Genomic DNA, 17076 nt, shown 5'->3' with positions numbered 1-17076 from the left:
TTATCCGCCCTATGGCGGTTCGGCCTTCACGAGCGCTGAAACGCCTGGTAGCGCGGTGGTTCGTGAGGTGCGTGCGTTGCGAGGATCGAGGTGTCCGAACAACGCAACGCCGCATCAGAAGGAACTCCCATGCGCAGCTCTCGTCTCCTCGCCGCTTCTCTGGCCGGGGTCGCCGTTTCCGGTCTCGTTCTCTCGACCGCGGTTCCGGCCTTGGCAACGGCCTCGGGCTCGGCAACGGCATCGGCAACCGCGCCGGCTTGGTCCGCGTCATCGAACCCTGCGAACGGCCGGACGCTCACGCTTCCCGCGCCCCAGGGCCGCTACGCCACCGGCGAGTCGACCTTCCGGCTCGTCGACGACGAGCGCGCGGACCCGTGGGTGCCGAACCAGCCCTACCGCGAGCTGATGATCAGCGTCTTCTACCCGGCGGTGCACACCGCCGGCAAGCCGTTCACGAACCAGTACCCCGCCGCCGCGGCCGCCGCGATCGGTGCCTCGCTCGACGACGGCAACAGCCTGCCCACTGGTCTGGTGAACTGGGCCGCGACCAAGACGCACTCGGTGCGGAACGCCGCCATGGCGCCGGGCCGCTTCCCGGTCGTCCTGTACTCGCCCGGCGCCGGGGACCCGCGGGACTCGAACGTGACCCTGGTCGAGAACCTGGCTTCGCAGGGCTATGTGGTTGTCACCATCGACCACACCGGGGAGGCGCCGGCCACGGAGTTCCCCGACGGCCACGTGGTCGGCAACGGGCCGCTGCTGGCGGCCTTCAACCAGGTCGGGAACGACCAGGCGGCGGCGACGGTCTTGCTCACCAAGGTGATGGACGTCCGCCTGGCCGACACTCAGCTCGTGCTGAACCGCCTGTCGAGCCTGCCGCACCGGCTGACCGCCGGCATGAACCTGACCGACATCGGGATGTTCGGACACTCCGCCGGCGGGTTCGAGGCGGCCGAGACGATGTACAACGATCCGCGGGTCAAGGCCGGCGTCAACCTGGACGGCACCATGGAGTTCACCGAGAACGCCGACGGCACCCACCTGAGCCAGGTCGCGCTGCACGGGCTGAAGCAGCCGCTCCTGCTGATGGGCAGCACCGGCCGCTATCCCAGCAGCATCCACGTCGAGCCGTCGTGGGCGTCGTTCTGGCAGCACCAGAAGGGGTGGAAGGCGGACATCACGCTGAACGACTCGCAGCACCAGTCGTTCACCGATGCCGAGCCCCTGCTGGCGCAGCTGGCCGACCGGATCCCGGCCTCGACGCTGGCCTACGACAACGGGACGGTCGACCCGGCCAAGGCGGTGGCGGCCGACCGCGCGCTGGTGGACTCGTTCTTCGAACGGTTCCTGAAGGGCTGCGACGACCACCTGCTGGACGGCCGTGGCGCGTCGCAGTACCCGATCACGTTCGTGAAGTAGACCTCATCCGCGGTACGGAGGGTGCCCGCCCCAATGCCACTTCGGCATTGGGGCGTCGTACTCCTTCACACCGGGCCGCGAGTTGATGACGGCCAGCCGGGTGCCCCACTCGATGTAGCTCGTGAAGGCCGCGCGGAACTCCGGGTCGTCCGGGAGGCCGACCTCGTCGGCGGCGTCCATCAGGAGGCTGACCCAGCGCCGGCGCTGCTTCTCCTGGATGCCGCGGCCGAGGTGCTGCCGGATCATGTGGCGGTAGCCGCCATGCGAGCCGGTGTAGTCGCTCGGACCGCCGAAGACCTCGCCGAGCCAGACCGCGACGTGCTGAGGGTGTTCGGGGTCCATGCCGGCGAACAGCGGGTGGAGCAGGTCGTCCTTGAGGACCTCGCGGTAGAAGGCCTCGGTCAGGCGCAGCAGAGCATCCGCGCCGCCGAGCCATTCGTACAGCGTGGGGACCGCGCCGCCGTCGCCCCGGACGGCCGTCGGCTCGTAGGTGCGCCGGTCGGTGATGTCGCCTTCGTAGCCCTGGAGGTAGTCCTCGCTCTGGGTCGTACGGGCATGCGGCTTCGGCGCGTTCCAGGTGGCGCGGAAGACGTACTGGTCCGGTTCGTCGATACCGCGGATCAGCTCGTAACCAACGCATTCCGGAGTGGCGGCCAGGGCCTTGGCCGCGTCGGCGTAGGCGGCCTCGAACTCGGCGGCGCGCTCGGCGGGGATGCGGTAGCGGATGTCCTCGACGGTCATGCGATCAGTTTTCCACGGCGCCTCCTGCTGGGGGCCGATCCTGGGCGGTAATATTCGTGGCGGCGCTTCGCCTGTGACGCGCGCTTGTTTTCCCGTCCACCACCTCGCCGACCGGGGACCGCCGATGACGTCCGTGCACAGCTTGTGCCCGACGGCCGAGGACGCGCGGCTGCTGAAGCTGGCGCTGCCGGCTTTGGGGAACCTGGTCGCCGAGCCGCTGTTCCTGCTCGCCGACTCGGCGATCGTCGGGCACCTGGGGACGCCGCAGCTGGCCGGGCTGGCGGCGGCGAGCGCGCTGTTGGCGACGCTGACGTACCTGTGCGTGTTCCTCGCCTACGGGACGACGGCCGCGGTCGGGCGGCGGATCGGCGCCGGGGACCTGCCGGGGGCGGTGCGGCAGGGCGTGGACGGGATGTGGCTCGGTGTGATCCTCGGCGTGGTGTTGGGACTGGCCGGGATCGTGTTCGCGGCGCCGCTGGTGCGGTTGTTCGGGGCGTCGCACGAGGCGGTGCCCTATGGCGTGACGTACTTGCGGATCGCCTCTATCGGGCAGCCCGCGATGCTCCTGGTACTGGCCTCCACGGGAGTCCTGCGAGGTCTGCAGGACATCCGCACGACACTTGTAGTGGCGGCGACCGGCGCCGGGATGAACGTGGTGCTGAACCTGGTGCTGGTCTATCCGGTGGGGATGGGGATCGCCGGTTCGGCGACAGGGACGGTGCTCACGCAGTACGGGATGGCGACCGCTTATGCGGTGGTCGTCTATAAGGCGGCGCGCAAGTACGAGGCGCCACTACGACCGGACCGCGAGGGGATCAAGCAGGCCGCGACCGCCTCGATCCCGTTGCTGATCCGCACGATACTGCTGCGCATCGCGCTCCTGGCCGGGACGATCCTCGCCGCGCGCTATGGGACTGAGGCGCTGGCGGCGCAACAGGTCGCGTGGTCGCTGTGGGGCTTCCTCGGGCTGGTGCTGGACGCGCTCGCCATCGCCGGACAGGCGTGGATCTCGCAGCTGCTCGGGGCCTCGGACGTGGCCGGCGCGCGGCGCGCCAATCGGCGGACGATCGAGTGGGGCGTGGTGGTCGGCGTCGTGCTCGCCCTGCTGGTGCTGGCGACGCGGCAGGCGTTCATCCCGCTGTTCACCGACGACCAGGCGGTGCGGAACCTGCTGGAGGACGTCCTGCTGCTGGAGGCGCTGTTCCTGCCGATCGCGGCACCGGTGTTCGTGCTCGACGGCATCCTCATCGGGGCCGGCGACGGCCGGTTCCTGGCCTGGGCCGGCATCGGGACCACCGGTGCCTACCTGGCCGCCGCCCTCGGTTCGTACCACCTGGACCAGGGACTGATCGGCCTGTGGTGGGCGCTCGGGGTGTTCATGCTGGCGCGGCTGATCGCGCTCGGGGCGCGGATCCGTACCGACCGGTGGATCGTGACCGGCGCGTCGGCTACGGACGCCGTGGAGGTGACCGCGGAGGTCGCGGCGGTGACGCAGACGCCTTAACCGCCCTCGCCTCAGCGCGGGAAACGGCGCCGCGATTCGAAGAAGGCGCTGGAGTCGCGCTGCCACAGCAGGAGGACCACACCCAGGCCGACGAGCCAGCTCAGGACGTCCAGGACGGTGAGCGCCGCGGTGACGAAGTGGTACAGGCCGTTGAGCGTGCTCGAGATGCCGAGCGTGGACAGGGCGAAGAAGACGGTCGCCAGGAGGCGGGCTCCGCCCCGGCCCTCCGCGCAGGCTTTCGCGACCCACCACCAGACCGCGCCGACGATCACGCCGCTGAGGAGGCTGAAGGCGGCGTTCACGGGCCGGTGGAGATCGCCGATGGCCGCGACGAGCCCCTGCACCACGGCCAGCGCCGCACCGGCCAGCATCAGCTTGTCCGCCTTGGCGATGCTGTCCGGCAGCGTGCTCTGATCTGTCGTCCCGTACAGCTGCACCATTGCGTCCCCCGGAATCCCTGCGCGACTGATCGACGGCGATCGCAGAATAGACCCGGTACACGCGTCCTGCTACTGCTACTTCGCTCCCGGCACCTGGATCGCCTTGGCCAGCCACGGCAGCTCCTGCACGAAAGCCGCCTGGGCGAACGTCCACGAGTGCTTCCCGGACCCGGTCCAGATCTGGTTCGGGACGTGGTCCTTCTTCAGGGCCGCGGACAGTTGCTGGGCGTGCTTGGGCTGCGCCGTCTCCTGGTTGCCGACCGCGAACATGCCGGAGAAGCTCTTGGGCCACTTCTTGCGCTTGTTCAGGATGGTGAGCGGGTCGTCGGCGGCGTACTCGGCCGCGTCGCCGCCGTACAGGGTGGCGATGGTGGAGTTCTTGCCGCCCTTGTTCGGGCCCAGGTCGCCGCTGATGTCGAGGAAGTGGCCGAAGACCGTGGGATGGGTCAGGGCCAGGGTGATGGCGCAGGTGCCGCCCATGGACCAGCCGGCGACGGCCCACTTCGCCGGGAGGGCCGAGGTGCCGAAGGTCTTCTCGACGTAGGGCGGGATGTCCTTCACCAGGTGGTCCATGGCGTGGCCGGCGGGGCCGTTCACGCACTCGGTGTCCACCTTGAAGCCGCCGGAGGCGTCGACGAACACCATCACGGGCGCGAAGCCATGGTGCGCGGCGGCGTAGGCGTCGGCGGTCTTGATGGCGTTGCCGGCGCGGATCCAGTTGTCCGGCTCGGCGAACTCCCCGCCGATCATCTCCACCACCGGCAGCTTGGGGCGGTGCGTGGAGCGGAACCAGGCCGGCGGGAGGTAGACGTACTCGCTGCGGTGCTGGAAGCCGCTGGCGGTGTCCGGGATGTCCACCTCGACGATCCGGCCGGTCCTGGTGTTGCCGTGGATGCTGCCCAGCTGCGCCAGGCTGACCTGCTGCGGCAGCGCCTGGTTGGTCAGCTCGCCGTACATGTCCGCCAGCGTCGGGTAGTAGCCGAGACTGATGTCCAGCGCATCGCCGGCGGTGAGCAGCGCCAGCAGCATCGCCAACGGCGCGGCCGTCCGCTGCCACCACCGCGACCCGCGCCAGCACACCACCGCCAGCCCGACCGCCAGCGCGAACACCGCGAGCCACAACCAGAGCCCGAACGGCAGGGGATCGGAGACCCCCAGCGCCGTTCGCACCAGCACCGCGCACAGCACGCCGAACAGAACAGCTCCCCCGAACACGATCGGCAGGAGCATGAGGAGGAACACCCGGTCCCTCAGCCGCCTGCGTCCGATCGTGACGACGACCAGCGCCACGGTGAGCACCCGCAGGGCCCAGGGCAGCCAGCCGTCCAGCAACGACACGTCCACGGTGCCGATCTTGGCGGGGGGTGTGTCAGTTCGCGGTAAGGGGCGCTGGCGCTCATGTGTTCGGGCCACCACGCCGTCCGGCTCCGGCGCTGGCACAATGACCGCATGGCGGTGACCGACGAGGCGATCGAGAAGATCAAAGAGATGATCATCAAGGGCCGGCTGCGGCCCGGCGATCGCCTGCCCAAGGAGGCCGACCTTGCCGCTGAGCTGGGGCTTTCCCGCAGTTCGCTGCGGGAGGCGGTCCGGGCGCTGTCGCTGATCCACGTGCTGGACGTCCGCCAGGGCGACGGTACCTACGTCACCAGCCTGGAGCCGGCGCGGCTGCTGGAGGCGATGAGCTTCGTGGTGGACTTCCACCGGGACGACACCGTCCTGGAGTTCCTGGAGGTCCGCCGGATCCTGGAGCCGGCCGCCACCGCCATGGCCGCGCAGCGGATCACCGACGAGGAGGTGGCCGACCTGCGTGCGCATCTGGCGCTGATCGGCAACGCCCCGACGGTGGAGGACCTGGTGCGCAACGACCTGGAGTTCCACAGCCGGATCGCGGCGTGCTCGCGCAACGTGGTGCTGGGGTCGCTGCTGGACAGCCTGTCGGGGCCGACCACGCGGGCGCGGGTCTGGCGCGGGCTGACGCAGGAGGGGGCGCTGACCCGGACGCTCATGGAGCACACCGCGATCCTGGACGCGCTGGCCGAGCGGGACTCCGAGGGCGCGCGGGCGTGGGCGACGATCCACATCGTCAGCATCGAGCAGTGGCTGCGGAACACGTTGAGCGAGAAGCGGTCGACGCAAGGGGGCTGACGTGGGCGGTTCCGCCGGCGGGCGCCGCAGGTCGGCAGAGTGGTGTCGGCAGCGCCTGCGCTTCCCACCCCGCGGGCACGCCGGTCACGCCGGTCACCGCGGAAAGCGGCCGGATCCTGGTCCTGGCGGAACCGGAAGCAGCACAGCAACCAGAACCAGAACCAGAACCCGACCGCCTCGCCTAGTCCTGCGCGGCGCCCGAGGTGTAGCGCGAGACGATCAGCGCCACCAGGATCACCACGCCGTTGAAGAACTCGATGTCCTGCGCCGACACGTGCCCGAACGTCAGCACGTTCTCGATCAGCTTCAGCGTCAGCACGCCGGTGAGCGCCCCGAACAGCGAGCCGCGGCCGCCGTTCATGCTCACGCCGCCGATCACGGTGGCGGCGAACACCTCGAAGATCTTGCCGGTGCCCGCGCTGGCCGAGGCGGAGCCCAGCCGGCCGGTGTAGAGCATGCCGGCGAAGGCGGCGAGCATTGAGCCGATGATCAGGACGATCCACACCGTGCGCTCCACGCGGATGCCCGCGGCCTTGGCGGCGGCCGGGTTGCCGCCGATCGCGTACAGGGCGCGGCCGTGGCGGTACCAGCCCAGGGCGGCGATGCCGACGGCGAACAAGACGCCGCAGACCCAGACCGAGGCCGGCAGGCCGCCCCATTCGGTGTGGCCGAGGTAGGCGAAGGAGCCGGGCAGCGTGAAGATGGTCTGGCCGCCGTCGATCACGATCACCAGGCCGTGCAGCATGGTCAGCATCCCGAGGGTGACGACGAAGCCGTTCAGGTTCATCTTCAGGATCAGGAAGCCGTTCACCGCCCCGACCGCGGCCCCGACCAGCAGGCACGCCGGGATCGCCAGCCACGCCGCGCCCAGGCCCAGGCCGTTGAAGCGGTTCCCGGACGTCGGCAGCACCAGCCACAGCGCGATCACCGGGGCCAGGGTCACCGTCGACTCCAGCGACAGGTCCATGCGGCCGCTGATCAGGATCAGCGCCTCGGCCAGGACCAGGACGCTGAGCTCGGTCGACTGCTGGAGCATCGCCAGGAAGTTGTCGCCGGTCAGGAAGTCCGGGGACTCGATGAAGCCGATCAGGATCAGCAGTGCCATCGCCGGCAGCAGCGAGAACTCGCGCAGCCAGCGGGTGCTCGGGCGGCTGAAGCGGGCCGCGCGGCCGGCCGGGACGGTCTCGGCCGCGTCGGGCATCGTCGTGGCCTCACTCATGGCCGGAACCTTCCTTCCCCATCCTCTGATCGATCCCACCCAGGCCCTCGACGGCCGCGACGAGGTCGGCGTCGGTCCAGCCGGCCGGGAACTCCGCGACCACCGCGCCCTTGAACATGACCAGCACGCGGTGCGCGATCCGCAGGTCGTCCAGCTCGTCGGAGACCAGCAGCGCGCCGCAGCCCTCGTCGGCCGCCTGGCGCACGGTGCCCAGCAGCGACTCCTTGGACTTCACGTCCACCCCGGCGGTCGGCCGGATCAGCACCAGCGCCTTCGGCGAGTGGGCCAGCGCGCGGCCCATCACCACCTTCTGCTGGTTGCCGCCGGACAGCGCGCCGACCGGCTGGTCCGGTCCCTCGGCCTTGACGTCCAGCCGCTCCATCAGCGCGGTGCCGGCGCGGCGCAGCGAGTCGCCGGTGAAGAAGCCGTGACGGCCCAGGCGGTCGGTGGCGGTGAGGGTGATGTTCTCCGCGATCGGCCGCATCGGGACCACGCCCTGCGCGTGCCGGTCCTCCGGGACGAAGCCGAGCCCGGCTCGCAGCGCGTCCGGCACGCTGCCGGTCCGCACCTGCCGCCCGGCGACCGTCACGGTCCCGGCGCTCGGCCGGTGCAGCCCGGCGACGGTCTCGCCGAGCGCCACCACGCCGGACCCGCCCGCGCCGGCCAGGCCGACGATCTCGCCCGCGCCGACGGTGACCGAGAAGTCCTCGTAGACGCCGGCGAGAGTCAGATCCCTGATACTCAGGGCCGGCGTCGACGTCTCGGCCGGCGGGGAGTAGGCGGCGACCTCGAACCGGGCCCGCTCCGAGCGGTCCTCGCCGGTCATCGCCTCGATCAGCTGGTCCTTGTCCAGGCCGGCGACCGGCGCGGTGAGGATGTGCCGGGCGTCGCGGTAGACCGTGACGGTCTGGCAGACCTCGTACACCTCGGACAGATGGTGTGAGATGAACAGGAACGCGACGCCTGATTCCTGCAGCCGCCGCAGCCGGTCGAAGAGCCCTGCGATCTTCGCGCCGTCCAGTTGCGCGGTGGGCTCGTCCAGGATGATGAACTTCGCCCCGAACGACAGCGCGCGGGCGATCTCCAGCACCTGCCGCTGGTCCACGGCCAGCGTCGAGGCGGCCGCGGCCGGGTCCACGTCGATCTCGTACTCGGCCAGCAGATCGGCCGCCCGGCCGCGCAGCGCCTTCCAGCTGATCCGGCGCAGCCCGTCGGACTGCCGGTTCAGGAACAGGTTCTCGGCCACCGACAGCGTCGGGATGATGGTCGACTTCTGATACACACAGGCAACCCGCGCCTGCCAGGCCGCGCGGTCGGACAGCTGCGGCGCGGCCTCGCCGTCGAACAGGATCCGCCCGCCGTCCGGCCGGGCCAGCCCGGTCAGCAGCGACACCAGCGTGGACTTGCCGGCGCCGTTGCGCCCGACGAGCGCGTGCGCCTCGCCCGGGGCCACGGCGATGTCGACGTCGATCAGCGCGCGGGTGGCGCCGAAGCTCTTGGACACGGCGATCGCCGTGGCGACGGGGCGGCCGGTGCTCCCGGCCGCCCTCAGGTCGTGCGTCGTCATTGCTTGATCACTTGCCAACCTGGTTGCCCCACAAGGAGGGATCGTCGACGTTGGCGGCGGTCACCAGCGGTGCCGGCAGCTGGTCCTCCAGGCCGTTCGGCAGCTGGATGATGGTGGAGCCGTGGTCGGTCGGGCCGGGGGAGAAGGTCTTGCCCTCGGCGGCGGCCTGGGCGTAGAAGAGCCCGTACTTGGCGTAGAGGTCCGCCGGCTGGGAGATCGTGGCATCGATCTGTCCGGCCTTGATGGCCTGGAACTCGGCCGGGATGCCGTCGTTGGAGATGATGAAGATGTGCTTGGGGTCGGTCGGCGGCACCAGCAGGTTCTTCTGCTTCAGCAGCGACAGGGTCGGGGCCAGGAACACGCCGCCGGCCTGCATGTAGATGCCGTTGACGGTGCCGGCGTTCAGGGCGTCCTGGAGCTTGGCGGCGGCGGTGTCGCCGACCCAGTTCGTCGGCTCGGCCTCGACCTTGATGTTGGGGTAGTTCTGCTTCATGCAGTCGCCGAAGGCCTGGGAGCGGTCGCGGCCGTTGATCGAGGTGAGGTCGCCCTCGAACTCCACGACGGTGCCGGTGCCCTTGAGCTTGTCGCCCAGGAACTGGCAGGCCTTGGTGCCGTAGGCCTTGTTGTCGGCGCGCACGACCATGTACACCTGCCCCTTGTCCGGGCGGGTGTCGACGCTGACCACCGGGATGTGCTTGCTCGCCAGGTCCTCCAGGGTGCTGGCGATCGCGCCGGTGTCCTGCGGGGCCATCAGGATGACCTTGGCGCCCTGGCCGGTGAGCGTGGAGACGTTGGAGACCAGGACATCGGTCTGGTTGTTGGAGTTCGTGGCGGGGAGGGCGTTGACGGAGCCCGATTTGACGTCCGCGTTCACGTACTTGGCGTAGCTGTTCCAGAAGTCGGAGTCCGACCTGGGGAAGTCGATGCCTATCTTCTTGCCGCCGGAGGCCGACTTGGAGCCGCCGCGCCCGCAGGCGGTGGCGCTCAGGCCGAGCGCCGCGACGGCCGTGAGGGCCAGAACTGTTCTCGACGTACGGTGCAGCCTCATGTCGTCCTCGCTGGTGAGGGTGTGCGGGGGAGGGGTGTGGTCTGTATCACGTGCCGTTCAGTCATCCGATGTATAGCCGCCGGATCAGGGCCTGTAAAGACTGTGGAACGCAATCGTTACGTCGTTTTACTAGATCAACTCGGGGAATTGGCAGGCCGAACCCGGTCCGGGGAACGAGAAGGATCTTGATTCCCTTGACGATAGATCCGATGTTTGCCTAGAGTCCCGGAGCGTGAGACTCCTCCGCTTGGGCGAGCCCGGCCGCGAGCGCCCCGTGCTGCTCGCCGCCGACGGCCGCCACTTCGACCTGACCGGTGTCATCGGCGACCTGGACCGCGCGTTCTGGCTGGAGCGGGGTGCGGACGCGGTCCGCGCCGCGGCCGAGGCCGGCACGCTGCCCGAGATCCCGGCCGCCGAGGTGGCGGGACTGCGCGTCGGCGCGGCCGTCGCGCGCCCGGGCAAGGTGGTGTGCATCGGGCTGAACTACCGCGACCACGCCGAGGAGACCGGCGCCGCGATCCCGCCGCGGCCGGTGGTCTTCATGAAGGACCCTTATACGGTCGTCGGCCCGAACGACGACATCCTCATCCCGCGCGGCTCGGTGAAGACCGACTGGGAGGTGGAGCTGGCCGTCGTGATCGGTGCGCGGGCCCGCTACCTGGACTCGTACGAGGCGGCGCTCGGCGTCGTCGGCGGCTTCGCGGTCAGCAACGACGTCTCCGAGCGCGAGTTCCAGCTGGAGCGCTCGGGGCAGTGGGACCTGGGCAAGTCGTGCGAGACGTTCAACCCGCTGGGGCCGTATCTGGTGACCGCCGACGAGGCCGGCGACTTCCAGAAGCTGGGCCTGCGCCTGACGGTCAACGGCGAGCAGCGGCAGAACGGCGACACCGAGAACATGATCTTCGGGGTGGCCGAGGTGATCCACTACCTGTCCCAGCACATGGTGCTGGAGCCGGGGGACGTCATCAACACCGGGACGCCGGCCGGCGTGGCGCTCGGCATGGCCGACCATCCCTACCTGCGGGCCGGCGACGTGGTCGAGCTGGAGATCGACGGCCTGGGATCGCAGCGCTCGAATCTGGTCCAGGCATGAGCCGGATCATCGGTGTCGAGACCTTCGACGTGCGCTTCCCGACCTCGCGCGAGCTCGACGGCTCCGACGCGATGAATCCGGACCCTGATTACTCCGCGGCGTACCTGATCCTGCGCACGGACGCCGAGGACGGCCTGAGCGGCCACGGCTTCACCTTCACCATCGGACGCGGCAACGACGTGCAGGTGGCGGCGATCCAGGCGCTGCGCGAGCACGTCGTCGGGCTGGACGTGGACGAGGTCTGCGCGGACCCGGGCATCGTCAACCGGGCCCTGATCGGCGACAGCCAGCTGCGGTGGCTGGGGCCCGAGAAGGGCGTCATGCACATGGCGATAGGCGCGGTCGTCAACGCGATCTGGGACCTGGCGGCCAAGCGCGCCGGCGTGCCGCTGTGGAAGCTGCTGGCCGACGCGGACCCCGAGCGGCTGGTCTCGCAGGTCGACTTCCGCTACCTCACCGACGCTCTGACCGCCGAGGAAGCGCTGGACCTGCTCAGGCGCGGCAAGAACGGGGCGGCCGAGCGGGAGGCGCTGCTGCGCGCCGAAGGCTATCCCGCCTACACGACCTCGCCGGGCTGGCTCGGCTACTCCGACGAGAAGCTGACCCGGCTGGCGCACGAGGCGGTCGCGGCCGGCTTCGGCCAGATCAAGCTGAAGGTCGGCGCGGATCTGGCCGACGACGTGCGGCGCTGCCGGGCCGCGCGGGCCGCGGTGGGCCCGGACATCCGGATGGCGATCGACGCCAACCAGCGCTGGAGCGTCGGCGAGGCGATCGAGTGGGTCAAGGCGCTGGCCGAGTTCGACGTGTACTGGGTCGAGGAGCCGACCTCGCCGGACGACGTCCTCGGACACGCCGCGATCCGGGCCGCGGTGGCGCCGGTGAAGGTGGCGACCGGCGAGCACGTGCAGAACCGGATCGTGTTCAAGCAGCTGCTGCAGGCCGGGGCGATCGACTTCGTCCAGCTGGACGCGGCGCGGGTCGGCGGGGTCAACGAGAACCTGGCGATCCTGTTGCTGGCGGCCAAGTTCGGGGTGCCGGTCTGCCCGCACGCCGGCGGGGTCGGCCTGTGCGAGCTGGTGCAGCACCTGTCGATGTTCGACTTCGTGGCGCTGTCCGGCACCAGGCAGGACCGGGTCGTGGAGTACGTCGACCACCTGCACGAGCACTTCCTGACGCCGACCGTGGTCACCGGCGGGGCGTATCAGGCCCCGACGGCGCCGGGCTTCTCCGCGGAGATGTTCCCGGCGACCCTGGAGGCGTATTCGTTCCCTGACGGATCGTTCTGGCGCGCGGACCGAGGAGAGGTGTGAGGTGCGGGACATGCGGGACTTCGAAGGGCTGAAGGCGGTCGTCACCGGCGGCGGCTCGGGCATCGGCGCGGCCACCGCGCGGCTGTTGGCCAACCGCGGGGCGGCGGTGGCGGTGCTGGACCTGGACCCGGCGGCGGCCGTCTCGGCGGGGCTGCACGGCTTCCGGGCCGACGTCTCCGACGACGCCTCGGTGCGCTCGGCCGTCGCGGCCGCGCTGGAGGCGCTCGGCGGTCTGGACGTACTGGTGAACAACGCCGGCATCGGCGCCGCGGGCACGGTCGAGGACAACCCCGACGAGCAGTGGATGAAGGTCTACGACGTGAACGTGGTCGGCATGGTGCGGGTGACCCGCGCCGCGCTGCCGGCCCTGCGCGCGTCGCGGCACGCCGCGATCGTGAACACCTGCTCGATCGCCGCGACCGCGGGCCTGCCGCAGCGCGCGCTCTATTCGGCGACGAAGGGCGCCGTCCTCTCGCTGACCCTGGCGATGGCCGCGGACCACGTCCGCGAGGGCATCCGGGTGAACTGCGTGAACCCCGGCACCGCCGACACCCCGTGGGTCGGCCGCCTGCTGGACGCCGCGGAAGACCCGGCCGCCGAGCGCGCGGCCCTGGAGGCCCGGCAGCCGATGGGCCGCCTGGTGTCGGCGGACGAGGTCGCGGCGGCGATCGCCTACCTGGCCTCGCCGACGGCGGCCTCGGTGACCGGGACCGCACTCGCCGTGGACGGCGGAATGGCTGGGTTGCGCCTCCGTCCCGTGGGACAGTGAGGCCATGGCAACCACCATCGGCCGCGGTGTCCAGCTCACCGACCTGGCCTTCGGCGCCGCGGCCATCGGCAACCTGTTCGCCGCGGTCGCGGACGAGGACGCGCGGGCGACTGTCGATGCCGCATGGGACGCGGGTATCCGGGTGTTCGACACCGCGCCGCACTACGGTCTCGGATTGTCGGAGCGGCGGCTCGGAGCGGCGTTGCGGGAGCGGCCGCGGGACGAGTTCGTCTTGTCGACCAAGGTCGGGCGGATCCTGGAACCGGTCGCCGATCCGGTGGGCGACGATCCCGACGGGTTCGCGGTGCCGGCGGCGTTCCGGCGGGTGTGGGACTTCTCCGGGGACGGCGTGCGCCGCTCGATCGAGGCCAGCCTTGAGCGCCTCGGACTGGACCGCGTCGATGCGGTCCTGATCCACGACCCGGATCTCCACGCGGATCAGGCGATCGGCGAGGCGTTCCCCGCGTTGGCGAAGCTGCGGGACGAGGGTGTGGTCGGCGCGATCGGCGTCGGGATGAACCAGACCGCGGTGCCGCTGCGGTTCGTGCGGGAGACCGACGTGGACGTCGTGCTGCTCGCCGGCCGCTACACGCTGCTCGACCGGTCCGGTGCCGAGCTGCTCGACGAAGCCGCTGCTCGCGCTGTCGGCATCGTGATCGGGGGCGTGTTCAACTCCGGGCTCCTGGTCGATCCCCAGCCGAGCTCGACGTACGACTACCTGGCTGTCCCGCCCGAGATCCTGAACGAGGCCTTGCGTCTCAAGGGGGTCTGCGAGCGGCACGGTGTCCCGTTGCGTGCCGCCGCGCTCCAGTTCCCGCACCGTCATCCGGCGGTGAGATCGGTGCTGATCGGCTCGCGCTCGCCGGCCGAGGTGTTCGACTGCGTCGAGATGGCGCGGCTGCCGATTCCCGACGCTCTGTGGGCAGAGATCTGAGATGCGCATCGCCCTGTTCATCGCCTGCTACAACGACGTGCTCTTCCCCGACACCGGCAAGGCCGTCACCGCCGTGCTGGAGCGGCTCGGGCACACCGTCGAGTTCCCGATGGCGCAGACCTGCTGCGGCCAGATGCACTACAACACCGGCTATCGGCGTGAGGCGGATTCGCTGGTCGGGGCGTTCAACGACGCCTTCCGCGGCTACGACGCGATCGTCACGCCGTCCGGCTCCTGCGGCGGCCACGTCCGGCACCACCACAAGACCGAGACCGCGCCGAACGTGTACGAGTTCTCCGAGTTCCTGGTGGACGTCCTGGACGTGACCGACGTCGGCGCGTACTACCCGCACCGTGTCACCTACCACCCGACGTGCCACAGCCTGCGCTTGCTGCGGGTCGGCGACAAGCCGCTGCGGTTGCTGCGCGCGGTCGAGGGCATCGAGCTGGTGGAGCTGCCGGAGGCCGAGTCGTGCTGCGGCTTCGGCGGGACGTTCGCGATGAAGAACTCTGAGACCTCGGTGGCGATGTTGCAGGACAAGATGGACAACGTGCGCAAGACCGGCGCGCCGACGCTGTGTGCCTCCGACAACTCCTGCCTGATGCACATCGGCGGCGGGCTGAGCCGGATCAAGTCCGGAGTCAGGACCCTGCATCTGGCCGAGATCCTGGCGGCGACGCGATGAGCCGGGACGAGGTCAACGTCGTCTGGCTCGGTTCGCCGACGTTCCCCAAGGCGGCGCACGACGCGCTCCAGGACGACCAGCTGCGCCGCAACCTGAAGCACGCGACGACCACGATCCGCGACAAGCGGTTGCGGGCTGTCGCAGAGCTCGATGACTGGGAGACGCTGCGGCTGGCCGGTTCGCAGATCAAGGACCGCGTGATGCGGCACCTGGACACTTATCTGCTCCAGCTGGAGGCGTCGGTCACCGCGGCCGGCGGCGTTGTGCACTGGGCCGAGGACGCGCGTGAGGCCAAGCAGATCGTCAGCGATCTGGTGCGGGCCATGGGCGCGACCGAGGTCGTGAAGATCAAGTCGATGGCCACCCAGGAGATCGGGCTCAACGAGGAGCTCGACGACGACGGGATCGAGGCCACCGAGACCGATCTCGCCGAGCTGATCGTGCAGCTGAACCACGACCGGCCCTCGCACATCCTGGTCCCGGCGATCCACCGCAACCGCTCCGAGATCCGCGACATCTTCCGGCGCGAGATGGGCAAGCACGGCGTCCCGGCGCCGGACGACCTCACCGACGAGCCGCGCGCGCTGGCCGAGGCGGCGCGCGTGCACCTGCGGGAGAAGTTCCTGCGGGCGAAGGTCGCGATCTCCGGGGCGAACTTCGCCTGTGCGGACACCGGGACCGTCGGGGTCGTGGAGTCCGAGGGCAACGGCCGGATGTGCCTGACGCTGCCGGAGACGCTGATCACGGTGATGGGGATCGAGAAGGTCCTGCCGTCCTTCAGCGATTTGGAAGTGTTCCTGCAACTGCTGCCGAGGTCCTCGACGGCAGAACGGATGAACCCTTATACGTCGCTGTGGACCGGGGTCACGCCGGGCGACGGACCGCAGGAGTTCCACCTGATCCTGCTCGACAACGGCCGGACGAAGACGCTGGCCGACACCGCGGGACGGTCGGCGCTGCACTGCATCCGCTGCTCGGCGTGCTTGAACGTGTGCCCGGTCTACGAGCGGACCGGCGGCCGGTCGTACGGATCGGTGTACCCGGGGCCGATCGGGGCGGTGCTGACGCCGCAGCTGGTCGGGATCGGGACGTCGGATCACGCCGATTCGCTGCCGTTCGCCTCGACCTTGTGCGGGGCCTGCTACGACGCCTGCCCGGTCCGGATCGACATCCCCGAGATGCTGGTGCACCTGCGGGCGAAGGTCGTGGACGCGCACCGGGGCGGATTGCCGAAGCCCGAAGCGCTGGCGATGAAGGGCGCGCGGATGGTGTTCGGCTCGCCGCGCCGGCTGGCCTGGGCCGAACGGCTGGGGGCGATCGGCGGCCGGGTCGCGGGCATCGGCGGCGGACGGTGGCTGCCGGGGCCCGCGAAGAAGTGGACGGGAGCGCGGGACGTGCCGGTTCCGGCGCGGGAGTCGTTCCGGGCGTGGTGGCGGAAGGCGGGACGGCGATGAGCGAGGCCAAGCCGGCTGAGCCGGTGCGCGAAGAAGGCCTTTACGGGGAGCCGTCCGCGAACCGCATCCTGGCGCGCATCCGTTCCGCGTTGCGAGACGTCCCGAACGACGAGCGTCCCGAGGACGTCGAAGTCACCCGCGACTACGTCGACAGCCATGCGGTCGGCGACATCGTCGACCTGTTCGTGGAACGGGTCGAGGACTACCGGGCGACGGTGGTCCGGGTCGGCGAACAGGACGCGCCGGCCGAGATCGCGCGCGTCCTCGCCGGGCACGGAGTCGCGAATCTCGTTGTCCCGCCGGGCTTTCCGGACGCGTTGTTAGCTCGGTACGAAGGCTCGCGGCTCTCCGACGACCCGCCGCTGACCCCCGCGGAGCTGGACGCGTCCGACGGCGTGATCACGCTGGCCGCGCAGGGGATCGCGCTGACCGGGACCATCGTGCTCGATGCCGACGCTGGGCAGGGGCGGCGTGCGCTCTCGCTCGTGCCCGACCTGCACGTGTGCGTCGTGCGGAGCTCGCAGGTGGCCGCCGACGTGCCGGTCGCGGTGCGGGCGCTGGTGCCGGGCCGGCCGACCACGTTCATCTCCGGGCCGTCGGCGACCTCCGACATCGAGCTGGACCGGGTGGAGGGCGTGCACGGGCCGCGGACCCTGGTGGTTGTGTTGATTTCTGGGTGAGTCTGTTTATTTCTGGGAGATCGGCTAGGCTGGGACCGTCCAACCCGTCCTAGCGGAGGTCTGAG

16 protein-coding genes are annotated in these 17076 nt (G+C 70.4%); 10 read left to right on the top strand and 6 right to left on the bottom strand.

All coding sequences use genetic code 11. The features are described 5' to 3' along the window. Positions 1-129 precede the first annotated feature (129 nt). The gene (locus ABH926_RS34925) at positions 130-1419 is read left to right on the top strand and encodes an alpha/beta hydrolase family protein (RefSeq protein ID WP_370370236.1); all 1290 of its coding nucleotides are present in this window, start codon (positions 130-132) and stop codon (positions 1417-1419) included. Between the two features lie 3 nt (positions 1420-1422). On the opposite strand, the gene ABH926_RS34920 is transcribed toward ABH926_RS34925, so the two are convergent. After that, entirely contained in the window at positions 1423-2160 is a 738-nt protein-coding gene (locus tag ABH926_RS34920; RefSeq protein ID WP_370370235.1) for a group II truncated hemoglobin, read from the bottom strand. Positions 2161-2284: 124 nt separating this feature from the next. On the opposite strand from ABH926_RS34920, the gene ABH926_RS34915 reads away from it, so the two are divergent. Next, complete coding sequence (locus tag ABH926_RS34915; protein WP_370370234.1) at positions 2285-3664, top strand: MATE family efflux transporter; 1380 nt, start codon at positions 2285-2287, stop codon at positions 3662-3664. An 11-nt stretch (positions 3665-3675) separates the two neighbouring features. On the opposite strand, the gene ABH926_RS34910 is transcribed toward ABH926_RS34915, so the two are convergent. Next, on the bottom strand, positions 3676-4104 hold the full coding sequence (locus ABH926_RS34910) for a hypothetical protein (RefSeq protein ID WP_370370233.1): 429 nt from the start codon (positions 4102-4104) through the stop codon (positions 3676-3678). Between the two features lie 75 nt (positions 4105-4179). Continuing rightward, positions 4180-5448, bottom strand: coding sequence for an alpha/beta hydrolase (locus tag ABH926_RS34905; RefSeq protein WP_370370232.1), 1269 nt, complete (start codon positions 5446-5448; stop codon positions 4180-4182). 105 nt (positions 5449-5553) lie between these two features. On the opposite strand from ABH926_RS34905, the gene ABH926_RS34900 reads away from it, so the two are divergent. Continuing rightward, positions 5554-6252 carry a FadR/GntR family transcriptional regulator gene (locus tag ABH926_RS34900; RefSeq protein WP_370370231.1) on the top strand — a complete coding sequence of 233 codons (699 nt, stop codon included), beginning with the start codon at positions 5554-5556 and terminating at the stop codon, positions 6250-6252. Between the two features lie 181 nt (positions 6253-6433). On the opposite strand, the gene ABH926_RS34895 is transcribed toward ABH926_RS34900, so the two are convergent. Genes ABH926_RS34895 through ABH926_RS34885 form a run of 3 tightly spaced genes read right to left on the bottom strand, consistent with a single transcriptional unit; the run spans position 6434 to position 10086 of the window. Continuing rightward, positions 6434-7471 (bottom strand): ABC transporter permease, encoded by a 1038-nt coding sequence (locus ABH926_RS34895; RefSeq protein WP_370370230.1) that lies wholly within the window; start codon positions 7469-7471, stop codon positions 6434-6436. After that, positions 7464-9038: a sugar ABC transporter ATP-binding protein gene (locus tag ABH926_RS34890; RefSeq protein WP_370370229.1), complete on the bottom strand. Its 1575-nt coding sequence runs from the start codon at positions 9036-9038 to the stop codon at positions 7464-7466. Before ABH926_RS34890 ends, ABH926_RS34895 begins: the two co-directional genes overlap by 8 nt. Positions 9039-9045: 7 nt before the next feature. Then, positions 9046-10086 carry a sugar ABC transporter substrate-binding protein gene (locus ABH926_RS34885; protein ID WP_370370228.1) on the bottom strand — a complete coding sequence of 347 codons (1041 nt, stop codon included), beginning with the start codon at positions 10084-10086 and terminating at the stop codon, positions 9046-9048. A gap of 232 nt (positions 10087-10318) precedes the next feature. Here ABH926_RS34885 and ABH926_RS34880 point away from each other — a divergent pair, with 232 nt between their 5' ends. The 7 genes from ABH926_RS34880 to ABH926_RS34850 are packed head-to-tail and all read left to right on the top strand — an operon-like array spanning position 10319 to position 17011. Then, a complete protein-coding gene (locus ABH926_RS34880) occupies positions 10319-11179 on the top strand; it encodes a fumarylacetoacetate hydrolase family protein (RefSeq protein ID WP_370370227.1) in 861 nt (286 codons plus the stop codon). Further along, positions 11176-12489: an L-fuconate dehydratase gene (locus ABH926_RS34875; protein WP_370370226.1), complete on the top strand. Its 1314-nt coding sequence runs from the start codon at positions 11176-11178 to the stop codon at positions 12487-12489. The genes ABH926_RS34880 and ABH926_RS34875 overlap by 4 nt, the downstream gene beginning before the upstream one ends. A 10-nt stretch (positions 12490-12499) precedes the next feature. Further along, entirely contained in the window at positions 12500-13258 is a 759-nt protein-coding gene (locus tag ABH926_RS34870; protein WP_370370225.1) for an SDR family NAD(P)-dependent oxidoreductase, read from the top strand. Between the two features lie 4 nt (positions 13259-13262). Then, positions 13263-14192, top strand: a complete 930-nt coding sequence (locus tag ABH926_RS34865; RefSeq protein WP_370370224.1) for an aldo/keto reductase — start codon at positions 13263-13265, stop codon at positions 14190-14192. Between the two features lies 1 nt (position 14193). Continuing rightward, on the top strand, positions 14194-14877 hold the full coding sequence (locus tag ABH926_RS34860; RefSeq protein ID WP_370370223.1) for a (Fe-S)-binding protein: 684 nt from the start codon (positions 14194-14196) through the stop codon (positions 14875-14877). Then, positions 14874-16331, top strand: coding sequence for a lactate utilization protein B (locus ABH926_RS34855; protein ID WP_370370222.1), 1458 nt, complete (start codon positions 14874-14876; stop codon positions 16329-16331). Before ABH926_RS34860 ends, ABH926_RS34855 begins: the two co-directional genes overlap by 4 nt. Beyond that, positions 16328-17011: a lactate utilization protein C gene (locus ABH926_RS34850; RefSeq protein WP_370370221.1), complete on the top strand. Its 684-nt coding sequence runs from the start codon at positions 16328-16330 to the stop codon at positions 17009-17011. Before ABH926_RS34855 ends, ABH926_RS34850 begins: the two co-directional genes overlap by 4 nt. Positions 17012-17076: the final 65 nt, after the last annotated feature.

This window comes from Catenulispora sp. GP43, assembly GCF_041260665.1.
GTDB lineage: Bacteria > Actinomycetota > Actinomycetes > Streptomycetales > Catenulisporaceae > Catenulispora.
Note: the sequence above shows the minus strand (reverse complement) of the source record. Positions and strands in the feature narration are given on the sequence as shown.

Excerpts from the sequence above, each read along its gene's own strand:
- ABH926_RS34925 (WP_370370236.1), top strand. The coding sequence starts at position 130 with ATGCGCAGCTCTCGTCTCCTCGCCGCTTCTCTGGCCGGGGTCGCCGTT.
- ABH926_RS34920 (WP_370370235.1), bottom strand. The coding sequence starts at position 2,160 with ATGACCGTCGAGGACATCCGCTACCGCATCCCCGCCGAGCGCGCCGCC.
- ABH926_RS34915 (WP_370370234.1), top strand. The coding sequence starts at position 2,285 with ATGACGTCCGTGCACAGCTTGTGCCCGACGGCCGAGGACGCGCGGCTG.
- ABH926_RS34910 (WP_370370233.1), bottom strand. The coding sequence starts at position 4,104 with ATGGTGCAGCTGTACGGGACGACAGATCAGAGCACGCTGCCGGACAGC.
- ABH926_RS34900 (WP_370370231.1), top strand. The coding sequence starts at position 5,554 with ATGGCGGTGACCGACGAGGCGATCGAGAAGATCAAAGAGATGATCATC.
- ABH926_RS34895 (WP_370370230.1), bottom strand. The coding sequence starts at position 7,471 with ATGAGTGAGGCCACGACGATGCCCGACGCGGCCGAGACCGTCCCGGCC.
- ABH926_RS34890 (WP_370370229.1), bottom strand. The coding sequence starts at position 9,038 with ATGACGACGCACGACCTGAGGGCGGCCGGGAGCACCGGCCGCCCCGTC.
- ABH926_RS34885 (WP_370370228.1), bottom strand. The coding sequence starts at position 10,086 with ATGAGGCTGCACCGTACGTCGAGAACAGTTCTGGCCCTCACGGCCGTC.
- ABH926_RS34875 (WP_370370226.1), top strand. The coding sequence starts at position 11,176 with ATGAGCCGGATCATCGGTGTCGAGACCTTCGACGTGCGCTTCCCGACC.
- ABH926_RS34870 (WP_370370225.1), top strand. The coding sequence starts at position 12,500 with ATGCGGGACTTCGAAGGGCTGAAGGCGGTCGTCACCGGCGGCGGCTCG.
- ABH926_RS34865 (WP_370370224.1), top strand. The coding sequence starts at position 13,263 with ATGGCAACCACCATCGGCCGCGGTGTCCAGCTCACCGACCTGGCCTTC.
- ABH926_RS34860 (WP_370370223.1), top strand. The coding sequence starts at position 14,194 with ATGCGCATCGCCCTGTTCATCGCCTGCTACAACGACGTGCTCTTCCCC.
- ABH926_RS34855 (WP_370370222.1), top strand. The coding sequence starts at position 14,874 with ATGAGCCGGGACGAGGTCAACGTCGTCTGGCTCGGTTCGCCGACGTTC.
- ABH926_RS34850 (WP_370370221.1), top strand. The coding sequence starts at position 16,328 with ATGAGCGAGGCCAAGCCGGCTGAGCCGGTGCGCGAAGAAGGCCTTTAC.